Origin of the sequence: Streptomyces sp. WM6386, from assembly GCF_000972385.1 — a bacterium.
Classification (GTDB): Bacteria; Actinomycetota; Actinomycetes; order Streptomycetales; family Streptomycetaceae; genus Streptomyces.
Genome location: NZ_JXTE01000032.1, coordinates 1 through 23,857, shown reverse-complemented (window position 1 = coordinate 23,857; position 23,857 = coordinate 1). Strand labels below are relative to the sequence as shown.

Sequence of the window (23,857 nt, the reverse complement as noted above, 5' to 3'; positions counted from 1 at the left end):
CGGAGCCGCATATCGATACAGCCCCGCGCCCCTCAGGGCGTTTGGCTCACCCTTTCCGACCCGGTCGCCACGGGAGCGTTACCGTCCTCCCGCGCCAGCTTGTGCGGCCACCACATCTTCGGGCCCACGTCCAGGAACAGGGCGGGCACCAGTACCGACCGGACGATGAACGTGTCCAGGAGTACGCCCAGCGCCACCGCGAAGCCGATCTCGGCGAAGGCGACCATGGGGAGTGTGCCGAGGGCGGCGAAGGTGCCGGCCAGCACCAGGCCCGCGGACGTGATGACCGCGCCCGTCGCCGCCAGGCCCATGACCACGCCTTGGCGGGTGCCCTGGCGGGCCGCCTCCTCGCGGATGCGGGTGGTCAGGAAGATGTTGTAGTCGATGCCCAGGGCCACCAGGAAGACGAAGACGAAGAGGGGGAAGTCCGTCGTCTCTCCCGCGTAGTCGAACAGGTACCTGAACGCGAGGGCGCTGATTCCCAGTGCCGCCGCGAACGACAGGATGACCGTCCCGATCAGCAGCAGCGGTGCGATCAGGGCGCGCAGCAGGGCGCACAGGATCAGCATGACAACGATCAGGACCAGCGGGATGATCAGCATGTTGTCGTGCGTGGTCGCCTTGTCCATGTCGAGCAGGGCGGCCGTACCGCCGCCGATCTGGGCGTCGGCGTCCGGTACCTCGTGGACGGCGTCCCGGACCCGTTCGACGGTCTGCTTCGCCGCCTCGCTGTCGGCCGGATCGGTCATGGTCGCCTCGAAGAGGACCTTGCCTTCGTACGACGGTTTCGTGCCCGGTGGCAGGCCCAGCGACTCGGGGACGACGCCGTCGGTGGCGGCCACCGCCTCGCCCACCTGCTGTGCCTGCGCCTGGTTGCTGATGATGACCAGGGGATCGCCGCTGCCCGCCGGGAAGTAGCGTGCGGAGACCTCCTGGCCGACGATCGAGTCCGGTTTCCCGGTGAACGCGTCCGCGTTGCTGATGCCCTCGGCGCGCAGCTGGATCAGGCCCAGCGAGCAGACCGCGAGGATCAGTGCGGTGGCGGCCCACACCATGCGCGGGCGGCGGGCGATACGGCGGCCCATCCGGGCCCACAGGCCGCGCTCGATGCGGTCGGGGTCGCCGAAGTGCGGGATCGCGGGCCAGAAGATCCAGCGGCCGCAGATCACCAGCAGAGCGGGGAAGAGGGTCATCATCGCCAGCAGGGCCACCGCCACGCCGATCGCCGCCACCGGACCGAGGCCGCTCGTCGAGTTCATCTCCGCGGCCAGCAGCACCAGCATGCTCAGCACCACGGTCGCGCCGGACGCGACCACGGCCGGGCCCGCGCGGTGCAGGGCCAGGGCCATCGCCTCGTGCCGGTCCTCGTGGTGGTGCAGTTCCTCGCGGTAGCGGGCGACGAGGAGCAGGGCGTAGTCCGTCCCCGCGCCGAAGACGAGGACCGTGAGGATGCCCGCGCTCTGGCCGTTGACCGTCAGGCCCGCGTGCTCCGCGAGCAGGTAGATGAGGGCCTGCGCGGTGAACAGGGCGGCGATGACCGAGAGCAGGGGGACCAAGAGGAGGCTGGGGCTGCGATAGGTGATCAGCAGCATCACGATGACGACGCCCATCGCGGACACCAGCAGGGTCGAGTCGATGCCCTCGAAGGCCTCGGAGAAGTCGGCGGAGGTGCCGCCAGGGCCCGTGATGTGCACGGCGAGACCGTCGCCGCCCTCGCCGACATCGTCCCGGATGGCGTCGACCGCGGGGGCGATCTCCTCCCAGCCCTTCTCGTCCATCGTGATCGGCACGAGGATCTGGGCCGCACGCGGATCCGTCTCACGGTCGAAGACCGGGCCTCGGGTCTCCGCGCCGCGGATGCCGTGGTCGCGCAGTTCCCTGAGCTGCCGTGCGTCCTCTTCGATCTGCGCCCGGTCCTGGGCGGTCAGACCGTCGGGACGGGCGTAGACGACGACCGCGGGGATCTGCTCGGGCCTGAAGTCCTCGGAGAGCTTGAGGACTTGGGTGGATTCGGCGGAGCCGGGCAGCCAGGAGGCGGCGTCGTTGTCCTGGGCGTCGGTGAGTTTCTGGGCGAAGGGCGCGGTCAGGAACAGCCCGACGACCCACAGCGCCAGGACGACCCACTTGGCGCGCCGTCCGCACACCAGATGCCCGATGCCTTGCTTCCCGGTCATGGCCACCCCCGCAGCCCCGATGCCTCACGGTCGGCCGCCCAATATGGCACGTACCGTCCCGGAACAACATCCGATGAACGGCTGAGGTCTGGACCGGCGCGAACATTCATGGCCGGACATGGCAGGCTTGGGCTATGGCCGCGCAGATCAACCCCAGCATTCTGTCCGCAGACTTCGCTCGCCTCGCGGACGAGGCGAAGGCGGTGGAGGGAGCCGACTGGCTCCACGTCGACGTCATGGACAACCATTTCGTCCCGAACCTCACGCTCGGTGTGCCGGTCGTAGAGTCGCTCGCCCGTGCGACGGACACCCCGCTGGACTGCCATCTGATGGTCGAGGCCCCCGATCGGTGGGCGCCCCAGTACGTAGAGGCGGGGGCCGGTTCCGTCACCTTCCACGTCGAGGCGGCCGCCGCTCCGGTCCGGCTCGCCCGGGAGATCCGGGCCAAGGGCGCCCGCGCCTCCATGGCGCTCAGGCCCGCGACGCCCATCGAGCCGTACGAGGATCTGCTCCCCGAGCTCGACATGCTCCTGATCATGACGGTCGAGCCGGGCTTCGGGGGACAGGCGTTCCTCGACATCATGCTCCCCAAGATTCGCCGCACCCGCGAGTTGATCAGCAAGCACGGCCTCGAACTCTGGCTCCAGGTCGACGGCGGAGTCTCGGCCTCCACCATCGAGCGGTGCGCCGACGCCGGTGCCGATGTCTTCGTCGCCGGATCGGCCGTCTACGGCGCATCCGACCCGGCCGAGGCGGTACGTGCATTGCGCACCCAAGCCGAGGAGGCGACCGTCAAGGCGAGCTGGGCATGCGGCCACTGAGCCACAGGAACGTGAACGGCTCCCATCAGGGCTGATCAAGTCCGCCGGATCTGCAAGGATGAACGGCGAATCCAGAGTGTGAACAGCAGTGAGGAGATGGCCGTGTCGGGTATGTCGTCGGGCCGGTCAGCCATGCGGATGGGACCCGCTGAGCTGGTGCAGGCGGCGGCCATGGCCCGCCGCTTCTACCTCGAGGGCAAGTCCAAGATCCAGATCGCCGAGGAGTTCGGCGTGAGCCGCTTCAAGGTGGCCCGGGTTCTGGAGACCGCCCTCGAGCGGGATCTCGTACGCATCGAGATCCGTGTGCCTGCCGAGCTGGACGCCGAGCGCTCGGACGCGCTGCGCGCCCGGTACGGCCTCAGGCATGCCGTCGTGGTGGAGTCGCCGGCCGAGGCGGAGGACTCGCCCGACCCCGAGAACCTCGGGGAGACGGCCGCCGACCTGCTCGGCGAACTGGTCAACGAGGGCGACGTCCTGGGCCTGGCCTGGGGCCGGTCCACGATTCACATGGCGGCGGCCCTCGACCGGCTGCCACCGTGCACGGTGGTGCAGCTGACGGGGGTGTACGACGCCGGGACCGCCGAGCGCGGTTCGGTGGAGGCGGTACGGCGGGCCGCGCAGGTCTCGGGCGGCGACGCCCACCCGATCTACGCCCCGATGCTGCTGCCGGACGCGGCCACCGCGGCGGCGCTGCGCAACCAGACGGGGATCGCCCGGGCCTTCGAGTACTTCGACAAGGTCACGGTCGCCTGTGTCTCCATCGGCTCCTGGGGGCCGGGTGTCTCCACGGTGTACGACATGCTCAGCGAGGAGGAGCGGGCGCACTACTCGACCCTCGGCGTCGCCGCGGAGACCTCCGCGCACCTCTTCGACGCCGACGGGCGCAGGGTGGGCCGGGACCTGGGCGAGCGGTGCATCACGGTCAAGGCGGACCAGCTCCGCCGTATCCCCGAGGTCGTCGCGATCGCGGGCGGGGCGCGCAAGGCGATGGCCATCGACGCCGTGCTGCGGTCCGGGCTCGTCACCAGCCTGGTGACGGACACCTCGGCGGCGGACGTGCTGCTGACGGCAGGTCAGACGCCGAAGCCGGCGCTGAACCGCTCTGACCCGGACGGCCCCTGACCGAAGGTCATGGCGCGTGAGCCGTAGGCGCGCGCCGGAGGCGACAGGTCGAGCGCGCGGAGGCCCGAAGGGCTGAGCACGGTCGGGCTGTCGACACCGGCTGGGGCGCGCCGGAGGCGAACAAAGGAAAAAGCGTGCGGCCGTGGCAGCGTGGACAGCATGCTGCTGCGGTTCGTCCCCCGGGTGCTGGTCTGTCTCCTCGTCGTCCTGCTGACGGGGTGTGCGTCGAGTGAGGCCGGTGGGGCCACTGCGTCATGGGCTGCTGGCATGGCGACCGTCCAGGAGTCGCGGCTGCCCGCCCAGGCCCGCGACACGCTCGACCTCATCGACGCGGGTGGCCCCTTCCCGTACGAGAAGGACGGCAGTGTCTTCGGGAACTTCGAGCGGCGGCTGCCCGCCCACAAGCGCGGTTACTACCACGAATACACCGTCCCGACGCCGGGCTCGCGCGATCGCGGGGCCCGGCGCATTGTCACCGGGCGGGGCGACGAGATCTACTACACCGATGATCACTACGACTCGTTCAGGGCGGTACTGAGATGACGGCGGTCGTGGCCACGCTGGACCTCGACGGGGTCACGGACAAGGCGAGCCTGATGGAGCGCTGTGTCCGGGACCTGCGGCTGCCGGACTACTTCGGGCGGAACTGGGACGCGCTGGCCGACGTCCTCTCCGACCCGGGCCTGTGGCCCGAGGACACCGTCGGGGACAGATTCGTCGTCGTACGGAACTGGGAGCGGTACGCCGAGGCGCGGCCGGGCGAGTGGGCGACCGCCCGTGAGGTGTTCTCGCAGGCGTCCGCGCTCACCGTGACGCTCGCGCTCGGAGGATCCTCCTAACGCTCCTCTGACCTGCCTGGATGATCTGCCCGGGCATCGCATTCCGGTGGACATGGGACAATGAAGTACGTGCTCTTCCCCCTGGCTGTCCTGTCCGGGGGCCACCTCTGATCGACTGGGATGTGCAGCACGTGCGTTTCCTCAATGGCATCCAGCCCGCGTACGACCTGACGTACGACGACGTCTTCATGGTCCCGAGCCGCAGCGCGGTCGGCTCGCGCCAGGGTGTGGACCTCAGCGCCCCCGACGGCACGGGCACCACGATCCCGCTGGTCGTCGCCAACATGACCGCCATCGCCGGGCGCCGTATGGCCGAGACGATGGCCCGGCGCGGTGGCCTGGTGGTCATTCCGCAGGACATCCCGATCGAGGTCGTCACCGAGGTCGTCTCCTGGGTGAAGAGCCGCCACCACGTCCTGGACACCCCGATCGTGCTGGCCCCGCACCAGACCGTCGCCGACGCGCTGGCCCTGCTGCCCAAGCGGGCGCACAACGCCGGTGTGGTCGTCGACGAGGACGGCCGGCCCGTCGGTGTCGTCACCGACCAGGACCTGACCGGCGTCGACCGCTTCACGCAGCTCGAGGTCGTCATGTCCAAGGACCTGCTGCTGATCGACGCGGACATCGACCCGCGCGAGGCCTTCAACCGGCTGGACGCGGCCAACCGCCGCTACGCCCCCGCCGTGGACAAGGACGGCCGTCTCGCCGGCATCCTCACCCGCAAGGGCGCGCTGCGGGCGACGCTGTACACGCCGGCCGTCGACGCTCAGGGCAGGCTGCGCATCGCCGCCGCCGTCGGTATCAACGGCGATGTCGCGGGCAAGGCCAAGCAGCTGCTCGACGCGGGCGTGGACACGCTCGTCATCGACACGGCGCACGGCCACCAGGAGTCGATGATCAGCGCGATCAAGGTCGTGCGGGCGCTCGACCCGCAGGTGCCGATCGTGGCCGGCAACATCGTGGCCGCCGAGGGCGTGCGGGATCTGATCGAGGCCGGTGCCGACATCATCAAGGTCGGTGTGGGTCCCGGTGCCATGTGCACCACCCGCATGATGACCGGTGTGGGCCGGCCGCAGTTCTCGGCCGTGCTGGAGTGCGCCGCCGAGGCGAAGAAGTACGGCAAGCACGTGTGGGCCGACGGCGGTGTCCGCCACCCGCGTGACGTCGCCATGGCGCTGGCCGCCGGCGCGTCCAACGTGATGGTCGGGTCGTGGTTCGCGGGCACGTACGAGTCCCCGGGCGACCTTCAGCAGGACGCCAACGGGCGGCTCTACAAGGAGTCGTTCGGCATGGCGTCCGCGCGGGCCGTGGCCAACCGTACGTCCGACGAGTCGTCGTACGACCGGGCCCGCAAGGCGCTGTTCGAGGAGGGCATCTCCACCTCCCGCATGTTCCTCGACCCGTCCCGTCCCGGTGTCGAGGACCTGATCGACTCGATCATCGCGGGCGTCCGCTCCTCCTGCACCTACGCCGGTGCGGGCTCCCTGGAGGAGTTCGCCGAGAAGGCGGTCGTGGGCATCCAGAGCGCGGCCGGCTACGCGGAGGGCCAGCCGCTGCACGCCAGCTGGTAGCTCCGCCGGTCGCGCGGTTGGTCGGGCCGGGTGACCGACGCTCGCCGCCGGGTACCGTGCGCGGGTCCGTTGTGGCTGGTCGCGCAGTTCCCCGCGCCCCTTCGGGGGCGTGGCCGGCCGCTCTGCAACGAATGCGCGCCCCCGTTCGATGAACGCAAGGATCTTGCGTGTATGCGCAAGATTGCAGCATTACGAGTGCTATGGCCCTGCTCGTAGGGTCATGCGCTGTACGTGGCGTGGCGGGGACCCCGCTCGGTGGGTTCCTGTTCGCGCAGGTGTGCCGCCGGTCCCCGCCGCGTCGAGAGGCAGCGACGAAGGAGTCAGCGCGTGCTCGACCAAGGCGCACCCCCGCAACAGCGCACATCACGGTCCCCGGGAGTCGGTGCGCGTCTTGTGCGGCGCAAGCCGGTGGAACGCCTGGTCGCCGAGGGAGGGCAGGGGGAGGGCGGTAGTCTTCGGCGCTCCCTCGGGCTCTGGCAGCTGACCATGATCAGCATCGGTGCCACGCTCGGCACCGGCATCTTCGTCGTCCTCGGCGAGGCCGTACCCAAGGCCGGTCCGGCCGTCACCCTGTCCTTCGTGATAGCGGGTCTGACGGCACTGTTCTCGGCCCTGTCCTACGCCGAACTCGCGGGCACGATCCCGGTCGCCGGGTCCTCGTACTCGTATGCGTACGCGACGATGGGCGAACTGGTCGCCTGGGTCTGCGGATGGTGTCTGATCCTGGAGTACGGCGTCTCGGTCGCGGCCGTCGCCGTCGGCTGGGGCGAGTACCTCAACGAGCTGCTCGACGGCACCATCGGCGTCACCGTCCCGGACGCCCTGTCCGCCCCGCCCGGCGACGGCGGGGTCTTCAACCTGCCGGCGCTGATCGTCGTACTCCTGGCCATGACCTTCCTGCTCGGCGGCGCGAAGGAGTCCGCGCGGGCCAACACCGTCATGGTCATCGTGAAGATCGCCGCGCTGGTGCTGTTCTGCGCCATCGGCGTCCAGGGCTTCCGCTCCGGCAACTACGAGCACTTCATGCCGCTCGGCATGGCGGGCGTGAGCGCGGCCGGGGCGACGCTGTTCTTCTCGTACATCGGCTTCGACGCCGCCTCCACCGCCGGTGAGGAGGCCGAGAACGCGCAGCGTGACCTGCCGCGCGCGATCATGCTGTCGCTGGTCATCGTGACGGCCCTGTACGTCCTCGTCGCGGCCGTCGCCGTCGGTGCGAAGCCCTGGCAGCGGTTCGGGGACTCCGAGGCGGCGCTGGCCCAGATCATGCGCGAGGTGACCGGACAGACCTTCTGGGGGACGCTGCTGGCCGCCTGTGCCGTCATCGCCATCGCGAGCGTCGTCCTGACCGTGCTCTACGGCCAGACGCGCATCCTCTTCGCGATGTCCCGGGACGGGCTCGTGCCGAAGGTGTTCTCGCGTGTGCACCCCAAGACCGGCGCGCCCCGTGCCAACACGGTCATCGTGTCCCTGTTCTGCGGTGTCCTCGCCGCCGCGATCCCGCTGGGCCAACTCGCCGACGCCACCAGCATCGGCACGCTCTTCGCCTTCGCACTGGTCAACATCGCCGTCGTGCTGCTGCGCCGGAGCCGCCCGGACATGCCGCGCACCTTCCGGGTGCCGTTGTCTCCGGTGCTGCCCGCGCTGGGGCTCGGGTTCTGCCTCTGGATGATGGGCAGTCTGTCGGCCGTCACCTGGGTGGTCTTCGGAGTCTGGATGGCCGCCGGGCTCGTGTTCTACTTCGTATACGGCTATCGCCGCTCCCGACTCGCAACACCTGAGAGCTGATTCACCCACCGTGCTCAACGATCTCGACGAACGCATCGTCCACGCCCTCGCCGAGGACGCCCGCCGCTCCTACGCGGACATCGGGCAGATCGTCGGCCTCTCCGCGCCCGCCGTGAAACGGCGCGTGGACCGGCTCCGCGCCACCGGAGCCATCACCGGCTTCACGGTACGGGTCGACCCGTCGGCTCTCGGCTGGGAGACCGAGGGGTTCGTCGAGATCTACTGCCGGCACAACACCTCGCCGGACACCATCCGGCGGGGCCTGGAGCGCTACCAGGAGGTCGTCGCCGCGTCCACCGTCACCGGGGACGCGGACGCGGTCGTCCAGGTCTTCGCCTCCGACATGCGGCACTTCGAACGGGTCCTGGAGCGGATCGCGGGGGAGCCGTTCGTGGAGCGCACCAAGTCGGTGCTGGTGCTGTCGCCGCTGCTGCGGAGGTTCTCGTCGGGGGCGCCCGGGTGAGGAGTGGCGCGGTCGCGCTGCGGGTGCGTCGTGGCCGTTCGCGCAGTTCCCCGCGCCCCTAAAGGCACGTCACCTGGTCCCACATCCAGGGGCGCGGGGAACTGCGCGACAAGCCACGACGCACCCGCACCCGGCAACACGGCCCGCACCCCCGAGCTCTACTCCGCCGTCTTCCTGGCCAACGCGTTGTTGTCCATCGAGTTGTGCACGCTGAAGCTCACCGCGTCCGAGCGGTAGCGGTCGTCCGACCACTCCACCGGGCGCCCTTCGCGGGTCGTCGTCACCCGGCGCACGCGCAACAACGGACTGGTACGGCGCACGAGCAGCAGCTCCGCATCCCGCGCGCCCGCCGCGACCGCGTCGATGACGTGCTCGCCGTACGCGAAGACCAACCCCGTGTCGTCGTACAGGCGTTGGGTCACCGACGGACAGTCCGGCTCGATGGGTTCGACGGCGGGGGAGATCCAGTCGGCGTACACGGTCCGCTCCAGCAACACCGGTTCGCCGTCCAGGCCGCGCACCCGCAGGACGTGCAACACCTTTGTCCCGGCGCGTAGTTGGAGACGTAGCGCGTCCTCCTGGGTCGCCGGACGGTACTCCTGTGCGACCACTCGCCCCGTCGCCTCACGGCCCATGGCCCGCGCCCACTGCGCGAAGCTGCGCAGCTCGGCGAAGCTCTGGCTGCGACGGCTGGCCAGGACCACGCGCCGGGCGCCCTGGCGGGAGCCGATGAGGCCCTCGGCGGTCAGTGCGGCGACCGCCTGGCGGACCGTGCCCCGCGAGACGTCGTACTGGGCCGCGAGGTCCGTCTCGGCGGGGAGTCGACTGCCGACTGTGTACTCCTCGCGGTCGATCGCCCGGCGCAGTGCGTCGGCGATCTCCTCGTGTCGCGCCGGCATGCTTCCCCTCCGAGTCGACTGCTGTGCACAGCGTGACCAGCCTAGACGACATCCGGCAGGGATCCGAGGGGCGCGTAATCGTCAGGGAACACAGGGGTCACTGTTTCGCCAGTGTTTACGGAATCGATACCGGCAGCAGCCTTACTGAGGCCAACTTGTTCAGACAAGTTATCTGACACAAGCTCTCCCGCTCCTTCTCTCCTCCTCTCCGTTCGACTCCTGCACCCTCGCGCGTCCCCTGGAGAAGCCGTGACCGTGTCCCTGCCGAGAACCGCCGCCCTCGGCGTCCTCGCCGCCCTCGCCCTGAGCGCCTGTGGCGCCGCCCCCGAGAACTCCTCGACCACCGCCGACGGCAAGAACGCCGCCACCGCCACCTCCGCCGCCGACCTCGGCGGACTCGACGCCCTGGTGAAGGCGGCCAAGAAGGAGGGCACCCTCAACGCCATCGCGCTGCCCCGCGACTGGGCCAACTACGGCGCCCTCATCGACGGCTTCGAGAAGAAGTACGGCATCAAGGTCGCCGTCGAGAACCCCGACGGCACCAGCCAGGACGAGATCAACGCCGTCACCTCCCGCAAGGGACAGGACCGGGCCCCCGACGTGCTCGACCTCGGCAGTTCCTTCGCCATCAGCGCGGCCGAGCAGGGGCTGCTCGCGCCGTACAAGGTGGCGTCCTTCGCCGACATCCCCGGCGAGCAGAAGGACGCGCAGGCACGCTGGTACAACGACTACGGCGGCTACATCTCCATCGGCTGCGACGCCAAGCGCGTCAAGACCTGTCCGACCACCTTCGCCGATCTCCTCAAGCCCCAGTACAAGGGCCAGGTCGCCCTCAACGGCAACCCCACCAAGTCCGGTTCGGCCTTCGGCGGCGTCTGGGCGGCCTCGCTCGCGAGCGGCGGCTCCTTCGACGACATCCAGCCCGGCCTCGACTTCTTCAAGAAGCTGAAGAGCAACGGCAACTACACGCCCGTCGAGTCGACCCCGGCCACCGTCGAGAAGGGCGAGACGCCCATCAGCATCGACTGGGACTACCTGAACGCCGGGTACGCCGAGGAGTTCAAGTCCAAGGGCGTCGACTGGACGGTGTCGGTCCCCGGCGACGGCAAGTTCTCGCAGTACTACTCCCAGGCGATCAACAAGGACGCCCCGCACCCGGCGACCGCCCGCCTGTGGCAGGAGTACCTCTACAGCGCCGAGGGCCAGAACCTGTGGCTCAAGGGGTACGCCCGCCCGGCCCTGATGACCGCCATGGAGAAGGCCGGCACCCTCGACAAGAGTGCCGCGGCCAAGCTGCCCGAGGTCTCCGGCACGCCGAGCTTCCCGACCGAGGCCCAGCAGAACAAGGCCAAGACGGTGCTCGGACAGGGCTGGGCGAAGGCCGTCTCCGGATGACGGCCACCGCCGTACGAGTGGACTCGGCGCCGACCGTCGCGGTGAAGCGGCGGCGCCGGTCCCTCGGCTGGCTCGCCGTCGTCCCGCTGCTCGCCTTCACCGCGGTGGCCTTCGGGCTGCCGGCCTGGGCCATCCTGGACGGGGCGTTCACGGTGAAGACCACCGGTGGGTTCGGCACGGCCAACCTGACCGCCTCGTTGCAGGGCGCCTACCTCACCGCTCTCCTCGGCAGCGTCAAACTGTCCGCGGTGTCGGCCGTGCTGGCCGCCCTGTTCGGACTGCCGCTCGCCCAGGCCGTGGTGACATCCCGGCACCGAGCGCTCCGCGAGGCCGTCCTCACCGCCTCCGGCGTCCTCGCCAACTTCGGCGGTGTGCCCCTGGCCTTCGCCTTCGTCGCCACGCTCGGCAACGCCGGTGTGCTGACCCGGCACCTGGGCCTCACGGACAAGGGCTGGGACCTCTACAGCTTCTGGGGACTGGTGATCGTCTACCTGTACTTCCTGATCCCACTGATGGTCCTCACCATCACCCCGGCCCTGGAGGGGCTGCGCGTCCAGTGGCGCGAGGCCGCGCAGAACAACGGGGCGACGACCACGCAGTACTGGCGCCATGTCGCCCTGCCCGTCCTGGCGCCCTCACTGCTCGGCGGGCTCGTGCTGCTCTTCGGCACCGCCTTCGCCGCGTACGCCACCGCCGCCGCGATCGTGGGCAGCTCCATCCCGCTGATCACCCTGCAGATCGCCGACGCGCTCTCCGGCAACGTGCTCGTGGGCCAGGAGAACGTGGCGCTCGCCCTCAGTCTCGACATGGTCCTCATCGCGGGCCTGGTCATGGCCGTGTACCTGCCCCTGCAACGACGGAGCGCGCGATGGCTCGCCTGAACCTGTGGCGGTGGGGCGTCTACGGCCTCGCCGGGCTGTACTTCCTGGTACCGCTCGCCGCGTCGATCGTCTTCACGGTCGACGTGCCCGGGCAGGGCCTCACCTTCGACGCCTACACCCAGATCTTCTCCACCGACGGCTTCGTCGCCAGCCTGCTGCTCTCGCTGGAACTGGCCCTCGCCACGATCGTCGTCGTGCTGCTCCTGATGGTGCCCGCGACGGTGGCGCTGCGGCTCGGGTCGCCCCGGCTGCGGCCGGTCGTCGAGGTGGTGTGTCAACTGCCGTTGGTGGTACCGCCGATCGCGCTCGTCGCCGGCATCATCACGGTCCTGAAGTGGGGGCCCGAACACCTCTCGCGCACCCCGCTGTTCCAGACGTTCGTGGCGATCCAGAACCCCGACTTCCCCGTCATCCTCGTCCTGGCGTACGTCGTGATGGCCCTCCCGTTCGTGCATCGCGCCCTGGACGCCGGGCTGCGCGCGGTCGACGTCCGCACCCTCGTCGAGGCCGCCCGCAGCTGCGGGGCGAGCTGGCCGCAGGCGCTGGTCCGGGCCGTACTGCCCAATCTGCGGGGCGCTCTCCTCAACTCCTCCTTCCTCACGCTGGCGTTGGTGCTCGGTGAGTTCACGGTCGCCCAGCTGCTCGGCTTCCAGCCCTTCGCCGTGTGGATCGTGAACGTCAGCGGCTCGCAGGCCCAGCTCTCCGTCGCCGTGTCCGTGCTCAGCCTGCTCGTGACGTGGGTGCTGCTCCTCGTCCTGGCCGGCTTCGGCGGACGCGCCCGTACTACTTCCCGGGGATGAACCATGAAGACGCTCGAGAAAGCTGCCACCGTCGAATTCCGGGGCCTGCGCAGGGAGTTCGGTCCGACCGTCGCCCTCGACGGACTCGACCTGACCGTCCGGCCCGGTGAGCTCCTCGCCCTGCTCGGCCCGTCCGGCTGCGGCAAGACCACCGCGCTGCGCATGCTCGCGGGCTTCGAACACCCCGACTCCGGCGAGGTGCTGGTGGACGGCGAGGACGTCACCCGGGTGCCGGCCCACCGCCGTGACGCCGGGATGGTCTTCCAGTCGTACAGCCTCTTCCCGCATCTCGACGCGGTCGACAACGTGGCCTTCGGGCTGCGGATGCGCAAGGTGCGTCCGGCCGAACGACGGGCGCGTGCCGTCGAGTTGCTGGAGCTGGTCGGCCTCGCCGACAAGGGCGGGCGCTTCCCGCACGAGCTCTCCGGCGGCCAGCAGCAGCGCGTCGCCCTGGCCCGTGCGCTCGCCCTGAGGCCGCGGGTGCTGCTTCTCGACGAGCCGCTGTCGGCGCTTGACGCCAAGGTGCGGCTCACCCTGCGCGAGGAGATCCGGCGGCTCCAGCAGGAGCTCGGGATCACCACGCTCTTCGTGACCCATGACCAGGAGGAGGCCCTGTCGATGGCCGACCGGGTCGCGGTGATGCACGCCGGGCGGCTCGAACAGTGCGCGGCCCCGGCCGAGTTGTACGGCCGTCCGGCCACCGCCTTCGTCGCCGAGTTCGTGGGGACGATGAGCCGGGTCCCGGGACGGGTGACTGACGGTGTGGTGGACGTGCTCGGGCAGCGGCTGCCCGTGGACGGGCCGGTGCCCGCGGCGGCCGAGGTGGACGTGCTGGTGCGGCCGGAGGCCGTCCGGGTCACCGCCGAGGAGGACGGCAAGGCACGCGTGGTCGCCTCGTCCTTCCTGGGCGCGGCCGTCCGGGTCACCGTCCGGCTCGCCGACGGCACCGATGTGAAGGCCGACCTGCCCGCGCACGACGCGGCCGGGCTGGGAGCGGGGGCCGCGGTGAGCGTGGCGCTGCCCGAGCGGCCGGTGCTGGTCGCCGAACGTGGCCGCTGACGGCCGTACGAACAACCGATCCCCCCACAGGAAAGAGACCGTCGTGACCCGACTCCCGCTCCAGGCCGTCCTGTTCGACATGGACGGCACGCTCGTCGACACCGAGCGGCTGTGGTGGGAGGCGGTGGAAGAGGTGGCCGGCCGGACCCTGACCGAGGCGGACCAGCCGGAGGTGCTCGGCCGCGCGGTCGAGGACACCGCCGCCTGGCTGTCCGCGGCCACGGGCACCCCGGCCGCCGAGCTGGCAGACGCGCTCCACCGGGAGTTCGCGGACCGCGTCCGCACCGGCATCGTGCCCCGCCCCGGCGCGCTCGACCTGCTGGGTGCGCTGGCCCGCGAGGGAGTGCCCACGGCCCTGGTGACCGCGTCCCCCAGGGCGGTCGCCGACACGGTGCTCGAAGCGCTCGGCGCCGAGCGTTTCGCCGTCTCCGTGACCGCCGACGACACACCCCGCACCAAGCCGGCCCCCGATCCCTACCTCGCCGCCTGCCGGGCCCTGGGCGTCGACCCCGCCGCCTGCGTGGCCGTCGAGGACACGGAGACCGGGGTCGCCTCCGCCGAGGCCGCCGGGTGCGCGGTGCTCGCCGTGCCCTCCCTCGCGCCGATCGAGGCCGCGCCGGGCCGGACCGTCCTGGCCGGCCTGGAGGGGGTCACCGTCGGCCGGATCCGCTCCCTGCTGCCGTACCGGCTCCGCGTCATGACCTGGAACCTCTGGTACGGCGGCACCGAGGTCCACGACCACCGGGCCAAACAGCTCAAGGTCATCGCCGAGACCGAGGTGGACGTGGTCGGTCTCCAGGAGACGTACGGCACCGCCGCGCAGGAGCTCGCCGAGGCCCTCGGCTGGTACCACCACCGGGCCGGGGTGAACCTCGGCATCATCAGCCGCCACCCGATCACGGACACCTTCGGGGACCCGGAGGTCGGCTTCTACGGCGCGGCGGGTGTCCGGGTCCGCGTCGCCGAGGGCGCCGAGGCGGACGTGTGGACGGTCCACCTGGACTACGAGTCGTACGGGCCCTACGTGCCGTCGGCCGCCCACGAGGGGGTGCGGCTCGCCCAGATGAGGGACGCGCTGGACAGGATCGACGAGAGCGTGCCCGTCGCCCTCGTCGGTGACTTCAACACTCCCTCTCACCTGGACTGGCCGGACATCGAGTGGCCGGTCACGAAGGCGGCCGAGGAAGCGGGCTTCGTCGACTCCTACCGCCAAGCCCACCCCGACCCCGTGGCGGAGCCCGGTCACACCTGGTCGCCGGTCCAGGCCGCGCCGGAGCCGCACGACCGGATCGACTTCGTTCTGCACCGGGGGCTGCGGGTGATCGACTCCCGGACGTACGTCAGCGGCACCCCCCGGACCTGGCCGGATGTCGAGGACAACGACTGGCCGTCCGACCATGCGGCGGTGATCACCACATTTTCGCTGGGCAGCGGGGCCGGGACTGTCTAGCATCGGTGTCATGACCTGGCGACATTGATCCACCAGCCGTGCCTCCCGAGGGCCGCCTCGGACGCCGTACCCACGACGTCCGAACCGCCCTTCCGGGAAGGCCTCATGACACTGTCACCCACCCGTGTGTCCACGACCGGCATCCGCCGGCTGACGACCACGCTGTACGGCTACGCGTTCCTCGACGACTTCGTCCTGCTCTACCCGGTGTACGCGCTGCTCTTCGCCGACACCGGGATGTCGCTCTGGCAGATCTCCTCCCTGTTCGCCCTGTGGTCGATCACCGCGGTCGTGCTGGAGGTCCCCTCCGGCGCCCTGGCCGACGCGGTCTCCCGGCGGCTGCTGCTGTGGATCGGCCCGTTGTTCAACGCGGTCGGCTTCGCCCTCTGGGTGATCGTCCCCGCGTACTGGGCCTTCGCGCTCGGGTTCGTCCTGTGGGGCGTCGGCGGAGCACTCTGCTCCGGTTCCTTCGAGGCGCTGGCCTACGACGAGTTGGACCGGCTCGGCGCCGCCGACCGGTACGCGCGCGTGATGGGACGGGTACGCGCGGCGCGGCTGGTGGCCACCATGGCGGCGATCGGTCTCGCCGGGCCGGTGTTCGCGCTGGGCGGCTACCCCATGGTGGGCGCGGGCAGTGTCCTGGCCTGTCTGCTGGCCGCCGCGGTGGCGACCCGGCTGCCGGAGCACCGCACGCGGCCCGAGACCCGGGGCGACGGCTGGTGGACGACCCTGCGGACCGGGCTCGCCGTGGTCCGACAGGACCGTTCCGTACGTGGCGCCCTGCTGCTGGTCCCGGCCGTCGCCGCGGTGTGGGGCGCGCTCGACGAGTACACGCCCCTGCTGGCCCGCGACACCGGTGTGGCGGAGACGACGGTGCCCTACCTGATCCTGCTCGTGTGGACGCTCGTCACGGCGGCGAGCCTGCTGACCGGACCGGCCGAACGCCTGGGCACCACCGGGACGGCGTGGCTGCTGGCGGGCTCCGCGCTCGCCCTGGCCGTCGGCGCCGCGTCCGGGACCCCGGCCGGTATCGCGCTGGTCGGCCTCGCCTTCGGCGGGTTCCAGCTGGCCGAGGTGCTCGCCGACGTCCGCCTCCAGCACCGTATCGACGAGTCCCGCCGGGCCACCCTCACCTCCGTCGCGAGCCTGGGCACGGAGCTGGTCACGGTCGCCACGTTCGGCGCGTACGCGCTGCTGGGCACGACCGCGGCCCACAGCACGGTCTTCGCGGTGCTGGCGGTGCCGTACCTGGTGACGGCGCTGGTGCTGGCCAGAGATCGGCCTGCCACGGCACGCCCGTGAAGGCTCCCGTCCCCACGGTCGACATCCCGGCCACGCCGGCAGGCGCGCAACGAATCGCCGCCCTGCCCCGCACGGACGCAACAAACCGCTCACCGGCACGCAACGGCTCCTTCTTGTCCGCCCTGGTCAGCCCGCCGTACCGTCTACGTGGCCCCCACATCCACCCTTTCGCCCCGGTGAGGACACGCATGCGTACCGCCCTGCTCCAGAGCTCCGGTCGCCCCGGCTCGGTCGTCGAGAACCTCAAGGTCCTCGACGAGGCCGCGGGCCGTGCCGCCGCCGCGGGCGCCGGGCTGCTGGCCGCACCGGAGATGTTCCTGACCGGGTACGCGATCGGCGACGACATCGCCCGGCTCGCGGAGCCGGCCGACGGGGACAGCGCGGACGCGGTCGCGGAGATCGCGTCGAGGCACTCTCTCGCCATCGCGTACGGCTATCCGGAGCGCCTCGGGGACGCGGTCTTCAACTCCGCCCAGCTGATCTCGGCAACTGGCGGCCGTCGGGCCAACTACCGCAAGACCCACCTCTTCGGCTGCTTCGAGCGCGACCACTTCACACCGGGCGAGCAGCCGGTCGTCCAGGCCGAACTCGACGGACTGACCGTCGGCCTCATGATCTGTTACGACGTCGAGTTCCCGGAGAACGTCCGCGCCCATGCCCTCGCCGGCACCGACCTCCTGGTCGTGCCGACCGCGCAGATGCACCCCTTCCAGTTCGTCGCCGAGTCGATGATCCCGGTGCGCGCCTTCGAGAACCAGATGTACGTCGCGTACGTCAACAGGGTCGGCCAGGAAGGGGAGTTCGAGTTCGTCGGGCTCTCCACCCTCGCCGGTCCCGACGGGGTCGCCCGCACCCGCGCCGGACGGGGCGAGGAGCTGGTGTTCGCGGACGCCGACCCCGTCTCCCTCGCCGCCTCCCGCGAGGCGAACCCGTATCTGCACGACCGCCGTCCCGGGCTCTACGGGTCCCTGGTCTGAGCTTCCCTCTTTCTTTCGCAGTCGCTTCTTTCGCAGTCGCTAGGAGTCCGTACCCCATGACGTCCACGGTGCCCAACGCCGTCCAGCACGCCGACGAGCAGCAGCCGCCGATCACCATGTTCGGCCCGGACTTCCCGTACGCGTACGACGACTTCCTAGCCCACCCGGCGGGTCTCGGCCAGATACCGGCGACCGAGCACGGCACCGAGGTCGCGGTGATCGGCGGCGGGCTGTCCGGCGTCGTGGCCGCGTACGAGCTGATGAAGATGGGCCTCAAGCCGGTCGTGTACGAGGCCGACCAGATCGGCGGACGGCTGCGGACCGTGGGCTTCGACGGCCCGGGCACCGACGGCCTCACCGCCGAGATGGGCGCGATGCGTTTCCCGCCGTCCTCCACGGCGCTCCAGCACTACATCGACCTGGTGGACCTGAAGACGCGGCCCTTCCCCAACCCCCTTGCGGAGGCGACCCCTTCGACGGTCGTCGACCTCAAGGGCGAGTCGCACTACGCCGAGACGATCGACGACCTGCCCCAGGTCTACCGTGATGTCGCCGCGGCCTGGAACAAGTGCCTCGAAGAGGGCGCCGACTTCTCCGACATGAACCAGGCCATGCGGGAGCGGGACGTGCCGCGCATCCGCGAGATCTGGGCGAGGCTCGTCGAGAAGCTCGACAACCAGACCTTCTACGGTTTCCTCTGCGACTCCGAGGCCTTCAGGTCCTTCCGGCACCGCGAGATCTTCGGCCAGGTCGGCTTCGGCACCGGCGGCTGGGACACCGACTTCCCCAACTCCATCCTGGAGATCCTGCGGGTCGTCTACACCGAGGCCGACGACCACCACCGCGGCATCGTCGGCGGCTCCCAGCAACTGCCGCTCAGGCTCTGGGAGCGCGCACCCGAGAAGATCGTTCACTGGCCCTACGGCACCTCGCTGGCCCAGCTCCACCCGAACGGTGAGCCCCGCCCCGCCGTGACCCGGCTGCACCGCACCGCCGGCAACCGGATCACGGTGACCGACGCCGACGGCGACATCCGCACCTACCGGGCGGCGATCTTCACCGCCCAGTCCTGGATGCTGCTGTCGAAGATCGCCTGCGACGACTCGCTCTTCCCGATCGACCACTGGACGGCGATCGAGCGCACCCACTACATGGAGAGCTCGAAGCTGTTCGTTCCGGTCGACCGGCCGTTCTGGCTGGACAAGGCCGTCGACGACAGGGGAAACCCGACCGGGCGGGACGTCATGTCGATGACCCTCACCGACCGTATGACGCGCGGGACTTACCTCCTCGACGACGGTCCCGACAAGCCGGCCGTCATCTGCCTCTCGTACACCTGGTGCGACGACAGCCTGAAGTGGCTGCCGCTGTCCGCGAACGAGCGGATGGAGGTCATGCTGAAGTCGCTCGGCGAGATCTACCCGAAGGTCGACATCAGGAAGCACATCATCGGCAACCCGGTGACGGTGTCGTGGGAGAACGAGCCCTACTTCATGGGCGCGTTCAAGGCCAACCTGCCCGGCCACTACCGCTACCAGCGGCGCCTGTTCACGCACTTCATGCAGGACCGGCTGCCCGAGGACAAGCGGGGCATCTTCCTCGCGGGCGACGACATCTCCTGGACGGCCGGCTGGGCCGAGGGCGCGATCCAGACCGCGCTGAATGCGGTGTGGGGGGTCATGCACCACCTCGGCGGGGCGACCGACGCGACGAACCCGGGTCCGGGGGATGTCTACGACGAGATCGCGCCGGTGGAACTGCCGGAGGACTGAACCGGTCGACGGCGCAGGCCCGAGGAGACCGCCGTCCCGAGGGCCAGCACGCAGAGCGCGAGGCCGCCGTACACGACCGGGTTCACCCAGCCCGGCACGAGTTCGGTTCCCTCCCCCTTCCAGGTGACGCACTGCACGCTGACCGGCAGGGCCGGCCGCGTGACCACGTGGTCGCCGCGCGCACCGGCGGCCGCGCACATCTGGTCCGGGTCCAGGATGTAGAAGCCGCGCATCACGCCCTCCGCGTACGCGCCGAAGGCTGCCGCGCCGCCGAGCACCGCCACCAGGGCGCACGACGCGGCATCGGGCAGACGCAGCCCGCTGCCGGGCTCCCGGTCGTAGGCCCGCTTGGCCAGTGCCAGGGCGGCGCCCGCGACCACGAACGGCGTCACTAGCGGTGCGAGGGTCAGGGCAAGCAAGAGGAAAACCGCCACGTGTGTCCAGACAGGCTCGGAGGACGTTCGGTTCCTCGGCTGTCGGCGCGGGCGGGCCGGATCAGTCCGGAAGCGGTGTGAGCAGCATCCGTCCCGCGAACCCCACCGCCGTGTCCAGCCGCTCCGTGAACTCCCCGGCGACATCGGGCAGTCCGCGCAGCGCCCACAGTGCGCGAGCCGCCGTCCAGGTGGCGTCCCGGGCCCGCTCCAGACTCCACGCGCCGAGCAGATGGGTCAGCGGGTCGGCAATCTGGAGGAGATCGGGGCCCGGCATCAGATCTTCGCGGATGCGCTCCTCCAGCGAGACGAGGAGATCGCCCACGCGGTCGAACTCGTCCTCCACGTCGACGGGTTCGCAGCCGAGCGTACGACAGGTGTCCACGACGGCCAGTGCGAGATCGTGCCCGATGTGCGCGTTGATGCCCGCGAGCGCGAACTGCAGCGGGCGTACGCCGGGATGGCGGCGGTACTGGAACAGGGGCCGCCAGCACGCGGGCGGCCGGCGCTCGTCGGTCACCGCCTCGACCGCCCGCAGGTACCGCTCGGCGAACCGCACGTCCAGCGTGATCGCGGCGCGCGGGTCCGTGAACCGGCCCGCGTCGATGCCCCGGTCGACGGCCTCCGTGACGGCGAGGTAGACACGGTTGAAGACCGCGATCCCGTCCCGTTCCGGAAGCGACTCGTCCAGGGCGCGCATCCGTGAGACGACGGCGTCGACGGGGGTGACGAACTGTTCCAACTGGGGCATGGAGGCAGGGTCCCAGGCCTAGGCTGGCCGAAGTGTCGGCGGGCCCGGTGCTTCCCCAGAACGGGGGAACGCTGCCGCCGAAGGGGGAGGGGATCAGCAGGTGCCAGGCCAACGCGCCCATCGCCTGGCCGAACGCAGGGCCGAGCGCAGACGTGCCGCCCGGCGCAGCGGCATGGTCGCGGCGGCCTCCGTCGTGGTCGCCGTGGGCACCGCGACCGGGATGATGTCCGCGCTCGACGACGGGCGGGGCTCCGACGAGGCCCGCCCCGAGGTGACGGACTCCCCGACCCTGGATCTCCGGCCTCCGGCACCCTCGCCGTCCCCCTCGGTCACCGAGTCGGCCTCTCCGTCCGCCTCGCCGAAGAAGAAGCCGGCGAGCCCGACGCCCTCGCCGACGAAGACCGAGAAGAAGCAGGAGACCTCGGCCGTCTCCACCCGTCTCTACCGTCACCCCGACTCCCAGGTACTCGACTGGGTCCGCGACAACCCCGGCGACGCACGCCAGGACGTCATACGGTCCCGGATCGCCGACCGGCCGGCGGCCGTGTGGTTCGCCGACTACACGCCGGCCACCATCACGGCACGCGTGCGTGCGGTCACCTCCGGGGGCGCGGCGCAGGGCCGGGTGCCGGTGGTCGTGGCGTACGGGATCCCGGACCGCGACTGCGGAGGGGCCTCCGAGGGCGGGGCGCCGGACCTCGACGCCTACGACGCCTGGATCGACAGGTTCGCCGCCGGGCTCGGCTCCGGCGAGGTCGTCGTGATCCTGGAGCCCGACTCGATAGCCCAGGTCGACTGTCTTTCGGCCGGCCAACGCGCCGACCGTTTCGCCTCGTTGGCCCGTGCCGGGCGGACCTTCAAGGCCGCGAACCCGAAGGCCCGGGTCTACTTCGACGCCGGCCACTCCGGCTGGCACCCGGCGGCCAAACAGGCCGATCTGCTACGACAGGCGGGCGCCGGCTCGGCCGCCTCCTCCGACGGAGTCTTCAGCAACGTCTCCAACTTCCACCGCACCGCCGACGAGATCGCCTACGACCGACGGGTCCTCGACGCCCTCGGCGGCCCGGCGAGCCTCGGCGCCGTCATCGACACCAGCCGCAACGGCAACGGCGCCCCGCCCGACGGTGAGTGGTGCGACCCCGACGGCCGCAAGCTCGGCCGGGCCCCGAGCCTGAACACCGGCGAGGCACGCATCGACGGCTATCTGTGGGTGAAGCTGCCGGGGGAGTCGGACGGCTGCAAGGGCTCGCCCGGCACGTTCACACCGTCGTACGCCTACGACTTGGCGCGCTGAGCGACCGGGTTCACGGCCGCCGGTCGGGCACTGCTGCGGTCGGCCGGCCGACCTTCGGACGGTCGCGGTCGCCGGCGCGCAGCACGCCGGCGAAGGCCACGAGCCCGCCCGCCAGCACGGTCACCAGGACGAACGACACCAGCAGGCTGGTCGCCTGGGCGATGGTGCCGATCGCGCTGGGGGCGATCAGGCCGGAGGTGTACGTGATGGTCGCGACACCCGCGATGGCCAGACTGGGGTTGGCCCCGCTGCGGCCCGCGGCGGCGAAGCACAGCGGTACGACCACCGCGATCCCCAGCCCCATCAGCGCGAACCCGGCCATCGCCACCGCCGGATCGTTCGCCACGACGATGAGCAGCCCGCCGAGCACGGCGAGGACACCGCTGGTCCGGACCGTGCGCACGGATCCGTACCGGTCCACGATCCGGTCGCCGGCGAGCCGGGCGATCGCCATGGTGAACGTGAAGCCCGTCGTGCAGGCGGCCGCGAGCCCCGCCGAGGTCTCCAACTGGTCCCGCAGATACACCGCCGACCAGTCCAGGCTGGCGCCCTCCGCGAACACCGCGCAGAAGCCGACGGCACCGATGAGCAGGGCCGACTTCGGGGGCAGCGCGAACCGCGGCGGCGGCTCCTCGTCCTCGGTGGGCTGGAGGTCCAGCACCCAACGGCAGGCCAGCAGGCCGAGGAAGGTGAGCACGGCGGCAGCCAGCGCGTGGTGCAGACGCGCGTCCGAGCCCAGATGGGCGGCGAGTGTGCCGGCCGCCGAGCCGACCAGGGCGCCCGCGCTCCACATGCCGTGCAGGCCGGACATGATCGACCGGTTGAGCCGGTTCTCGATCTCGACACCGAGCGCGTTCATCGCCACGTCCGCCATGCCGGCGGTGGCGCCGTAGACGAAGAGGGACAGGCACAGGGTCAGCAGATTCGGGGACAGGGCCGGCAGCACCAGGGCCAGTGTCCACAGGGAGATGAGGCCGCGCAGGGCGTTGCGCGCACCGAAGCGGTGGCTGATACTCCCCGCCAGCGGCATGGCCACGGACGCGCCGAGCGCGGGGAACGCGAGAGCGAGGCCCAGCTGGCCCGCGCTCACCGAGGCGTGGTCCTGGATCCACGGCACACGGGTGGCGAACGAACCGGTGACGGCGCCGTGCACGGCGAAGACCGCGGCCACGGCGTACCGGGCGCGCTTCACCTGGCCCTGGTCGTACTGCACTTCGCTCATTCTCCCGCCCCTTCGCGGTCTCCGGTCCCCACCGGCGACGTAAACTATCAGGGTCCCTGCCTGATAGATAGTCGATTGAAGGCCGCCCTCACGCCGACCTGAGGGCCCAGCCGATCTGGAAGGATCCCGGCATGCCCGCATCCCCCAGCACCGCCCGGGCCATCAACGACCGGCTCGCCCTGCGACTGCTCCAGCAGGAAGGCCCGTTGACGGCAGGACAGCTGAAGCAGCTGACCGGTCTGTCCCGCCCCACCGTCGCCGACCTGGTGGAACGCCTCATCGCCGCCGATCTGATCGAGGTGGTCGGGGAGTCGGGCGAGCAGCGCCGCGGGCCGAACGCGAAGCTTTACGGCATCGTCGCGGACCTCGCGTATCTGGCGGCGCTCGACGTCCGCACGGAAGGTGTCTCCGTCCTCGTCTCCGACCTGCTGGGGCGGGTGCTGGCCGAGGCGTCCGTGCCGATCGGCGACGACACGGGGACGGGGCCGGCGGTCGAGCAGGCGGTGACGCTGGTCGAGCGCACGGCCAAGGAGGCGGGCGTGGACCGGCTCCACACCCTGGGTATCGGCGCGCCCGGCCTGATCGATCCGGTCACCAGCGAACTGCGCGACTCCACCGGCCTGCCCGAATGGCACCGCCGCCTGGTCGCCGCCCTCCAGGAACGCCTCCCGGAGGCGCGTGTCCACGTCGAGAACGAGACCAACCTCGCGGCGCTGGCGGAACAGCGGGAGGGGGCGGCGCGGGACCGGGACACGTTCGTGCTGCTGTGGCTGGGGCACGGGACGGGGGCGGCGGTGGTGCTGGACGGTTCCTTGCGAAGGGGCGCCTCCGGGGGGACGGGGGAGATCG

General features: G+C 70.9%; 22 protein-coding genes. 17 read left to right on the top strand and 5 right to left on the bottom strand.

Features of this window, described 5'->3' with window-relative positions; all coding sequences use genetic code 11:
• Positions 1 to 32: 32 nt before the first annotated feature.
• A complete protein-coding gene (locus TN53_RS20565; protein WP_046260039.1) occupies positions 33 to 2,174 on the bottom strand; it encodes an MMPL family transporter in 2,142 nt (713 codons plus the stop codon).
• Positions 2,175 to 2,308: 134 nt separating this feature from the next.
• Here TN53_RS20565 and rpe point away from each other — a divergent pair, with 134 nt between their 5' ends.
• The 7 genes from rpe to TN53_RS20530 all read left to right on the top strand — a co-directional run bounded on the left by rpe (position 2,309) and on the right by TN53_RS20530 (position 8,775).
• Positions 2,309 to 2,995: a ribulose-phosphate 3-epimerase gene (gene rpe / locus TN53_RS20560; RefSeq protein ID WP_046260038.1), complete on the top strand. Its 687-nt coding sequence runs from the start codon at positions 2,309 to 2,311 to the stop codon at positions 2,993 to 2,995.
• A 78-nt stretch (positions 2,996 to 3,073) separates the two neighbouring features.
• Positions 3,074 to 4,117: a sugar-binding transcriptional regulator gene (locus tag TN53_RS20555; protein ID WP_046260037.1), complete on the top strand. Its 1,044-nt coding sequence runs from the start codon at positions 3,074 to 3,076 to the stop codon at positions 4,115 to 4,117.
• Positions 4,118 to 4,276: 159 nt separating this feature from the next.
• Positions 4,277 to 4,660, top strand: coding sequence for a ribonuclease domain-containing protein (locus TN53_RS20550; protein WP_046260117.1), 384 nt, complete (start codon positions 4,277 to 4,279; stop codon positions 4,658 to 4,660).
• Entirely contained in the window at positions 4,657 to 4,956 is a 300-nt protein-coding gene (locus tag TN53_RS20545; protein WP_046260036.1) for a barstar family protein, read from the top strand. The genes TN53_RS20550 and TN53_RS20545 overlap by 4 nt, the downstream gene beginning before the upstream one ends.
• A gap of 131 nt (positions 4,957 to 5,087) precedes the next feature.
• Positions 5,088 to 6,527, top strand: coding sequence for a GuaB1 family IMP dehydrogenase-related protein (locus TN53_RS20540; protein ID WP_046260116.1), 1,440 nt, complete (start codon positions 5,088 to 5,090; stop codon positions 6,525 to 6,527).
• Between the two features lie 327 nt (positions 6,528 to 6,854).
• The gene (locus TN53_RS20535; RefSeq protein WP_046260035.1) at positions 6,855 to 8,312 is read left to right on the top strand and encodes an amino acid permease; all 1,458 of its coding nucleotides are present in this window, start codon (positions 6,855 to 6,857) and stop codon (positions 8,310 to 8,312) included.
• Positions 8,313 to 8,322: 10 nt separating this feature from the next.
• On the top strand, positions 8,323 to 8,775 hold the full coding sequence (locus TN53_RS20530) for an Lrp/AsnC family transcriptional regulator (RefSeq protein WP_046260034.1): 453 nt from the start codon (positions 8,323 to 8,325) through the stop codon (positions 8,773 to 8,775).
• A 158-nt stretch (positions 8,776 to 8,933) separates the two neighbouring features.
• On the opposite strand, the gene TN53_RS20525 is transcribed toward TN53_RS20530, so the two are convergent.
• Positions 8,934 to 9,674, bottom strand: a complete 741-nt coding sequence (locus TN53_RS20525) for a GntR family transcriptional regulator (protein ID WP_046260033.1) — start codon at positions 9,672 to 9,674, stop codon at positions 8,934 to 8,936.
• Between the two features lie 249 nt (positions 9,675 to 9,923).
• On the opposite strand from TN53_RS20525, the gene TN53_RS20520 reads away from it, so the two are divergent.
• From TN53_RS20520 to TN53_RS20485, 8 genes are all read left to right on the top strand, one after another.
• The gene (locus tag TN53_RS20520; RefSeq protein WP_046260032.1) at positions 9,924 to 11,069 is read left to right on the top strand and encodes an ABC transporter substrate-binding protein; all 1,146 of its coding nucleotides are present in this window, start codon (positions 9,924 to 9,926) and stop codon (positions 11,067 to 11,069) included.
• On the top strand, positions 11,066 to 11,950 hold the full coding sequence (locus TN53_RS20515; RefSeq protein ID WP_046260031.1) for an ABC transporter permease: 885 nt from the start codon (positions 11,066 to 11,068) through the stop codon (positions 11,948 to 11,950). Before TN53_RS20520 ends, TN53_RS20515 begins: the two co-directional genes overlap by 4 nt.
• The gene (locus tag TN53_RS20510) at positions 11,938 to 12,750 is read left to right on the top strand and encodes an ABC transporter permease (RefSeq protein WP_046260030.1); all 813 of its coding nucleotides are present in this window, start codon (positions 11,938 to 11,940) and stop codon (positions 12,748 to 12,750) included. The genes TN53_RS20515 and TN53_RS20510 overlap by 13 nt, the downstream gene beginning before the upstream one ends.
• Before the next feature lie 3 nt (positions 12,751 to 12,753).
• Positions 12,754 to 13,809: an ABC transporter ATP-binding protein gene (locus tag TN53_RS20505; protein ID WP_046260029.1), complete on the top strand. Its 1,056-nt coding sequence runs from the start codon at positions 12,754 to 12,756 to the stop codon at positions 13,807 to 13,809.
• A 43-nt stretch (positions 13,810 to 13,852) separates the two neighbouring features.
• The gene (locus TN53_RS20500; protein ID WP_046260028.1) at positions 13,853 to 15,259 is read left to right on the top strand and encodes an HAD-IA family hydrolase; all 1,407 of its coding nucleotides are present in this window, start codon (positions 13,853 to 13,855) and stop codon (positions 15,257 to 15,259) included.
• A 105-nt stretch (positions 15,260 to 15,364) separates the two neighbouring features.
• A complete protein-coding gene (locus TN53_RS20495) occupies positions 15,365 to 16,561 on the top strand; it encodes an MFS transporter (protein ID WP_046260027.1) in 1,197 nt (398 codons plus the stop codon).
• A 188-nt stretch (positions 16,562 to 16,749) separates the two neighbouring features.
• A complete protein-coding gene (locus TN53_RS20490; protein WP_046260026.1) occupies positions 16,750 to 17,538 on the top strand; it encodes a carbon-nitrogen hydrolase family protein in 789 nt (262 codons plus the stop codon).
• A 56-nt stretch (positions 17,539 to 17,594) separates the two neighbouring features.
• Entirely contained in the window at positions 17,595 to 19,310 is a 1,716-nt protein-coding gene (locus tag TN53_RS20485; protein WP_046260025.1) for a flavin monoamine oxidase family protein, read from the top strand.
• On the opposite strand, the gene TN53_RS20480 is transcribed toward TN53_RS20485, so the two are convergent.
• Positions 19,271 to 19,744, bottom strand: coding sequence for a hypothetical protein (locus TN53_RS20480; protein ID WP_234441653.1), 474 nt, complete (start codon positions 19,742 to 19,744; stop codon positions 19,271 to 19,273). The genes TN53_RS20485 and TN53_RS20480 overlap by 40 nt on opposite strands.
• A 61-nt stretch (positions 19,745 to 19,805) precedes the next feature.
• Complete coding sequence (locus tag TN53_RS20475) at positions 19,806 to 20,492, bottom strand: DUF5995 family protein (RefSeq protein ID WP_046260024.1); 687 nt, start codon at positions 20,490 to 20,492, stop codon at positions 19,806 to 19,808.
• A 172-nt stretch (positions 20,493 to 20,664) separates the two neighbouring features.
• Here TN53_RS20475 and TN53_RS20470 point away from each other — a divergent pair, with 172 nt between their 5' ends.
• Positions 20,665 to 21,786 carry a glycoside hydrolase family 6 protein gene (locus TN53_RS20470; protein ID WP_046260023.1) on the top strand — a complete coding sequence of 374 codons (1,122 nt, stop codon included), beginning with the start codon at positions 20,665 to 20,667 and terminating at the stop codon, positions 21,784 to 21,786.
• Between the two features lie 10 nt (positions 21,787 to 21,796).
• Here the strand turns inward: TN53_RS20470 and TN53_RS20465 are convergent, their stop codons facing one another.
• Positions 21,797 to 23,008 carry an MFS transporter gene (locus TN53_RS20465; RefSeq protein ID WP_046260022.1) on the bottom strand — a complete coding sequence of 404 codons (1,212 nt, stop codon included), beginning with the start codon at positions 23,006 to 23,008 and terminating at the stop codon, positions 21,797 to 21,799.
• Positions 23,009 to 23,139: 131 nt separating this feature from the next.
• On the opposite strand from TN53_RS20465, the gene TN53_RS20460 reads away from it, so the two are divergent.
• A partial coding sequence (locus TN53_RS20460; protein WP_046260021.1) for an ROK family transcriptional regulator occupies positions 23,140 to 23,857 on the top strand: 718 nt, incomplete at its 3' end.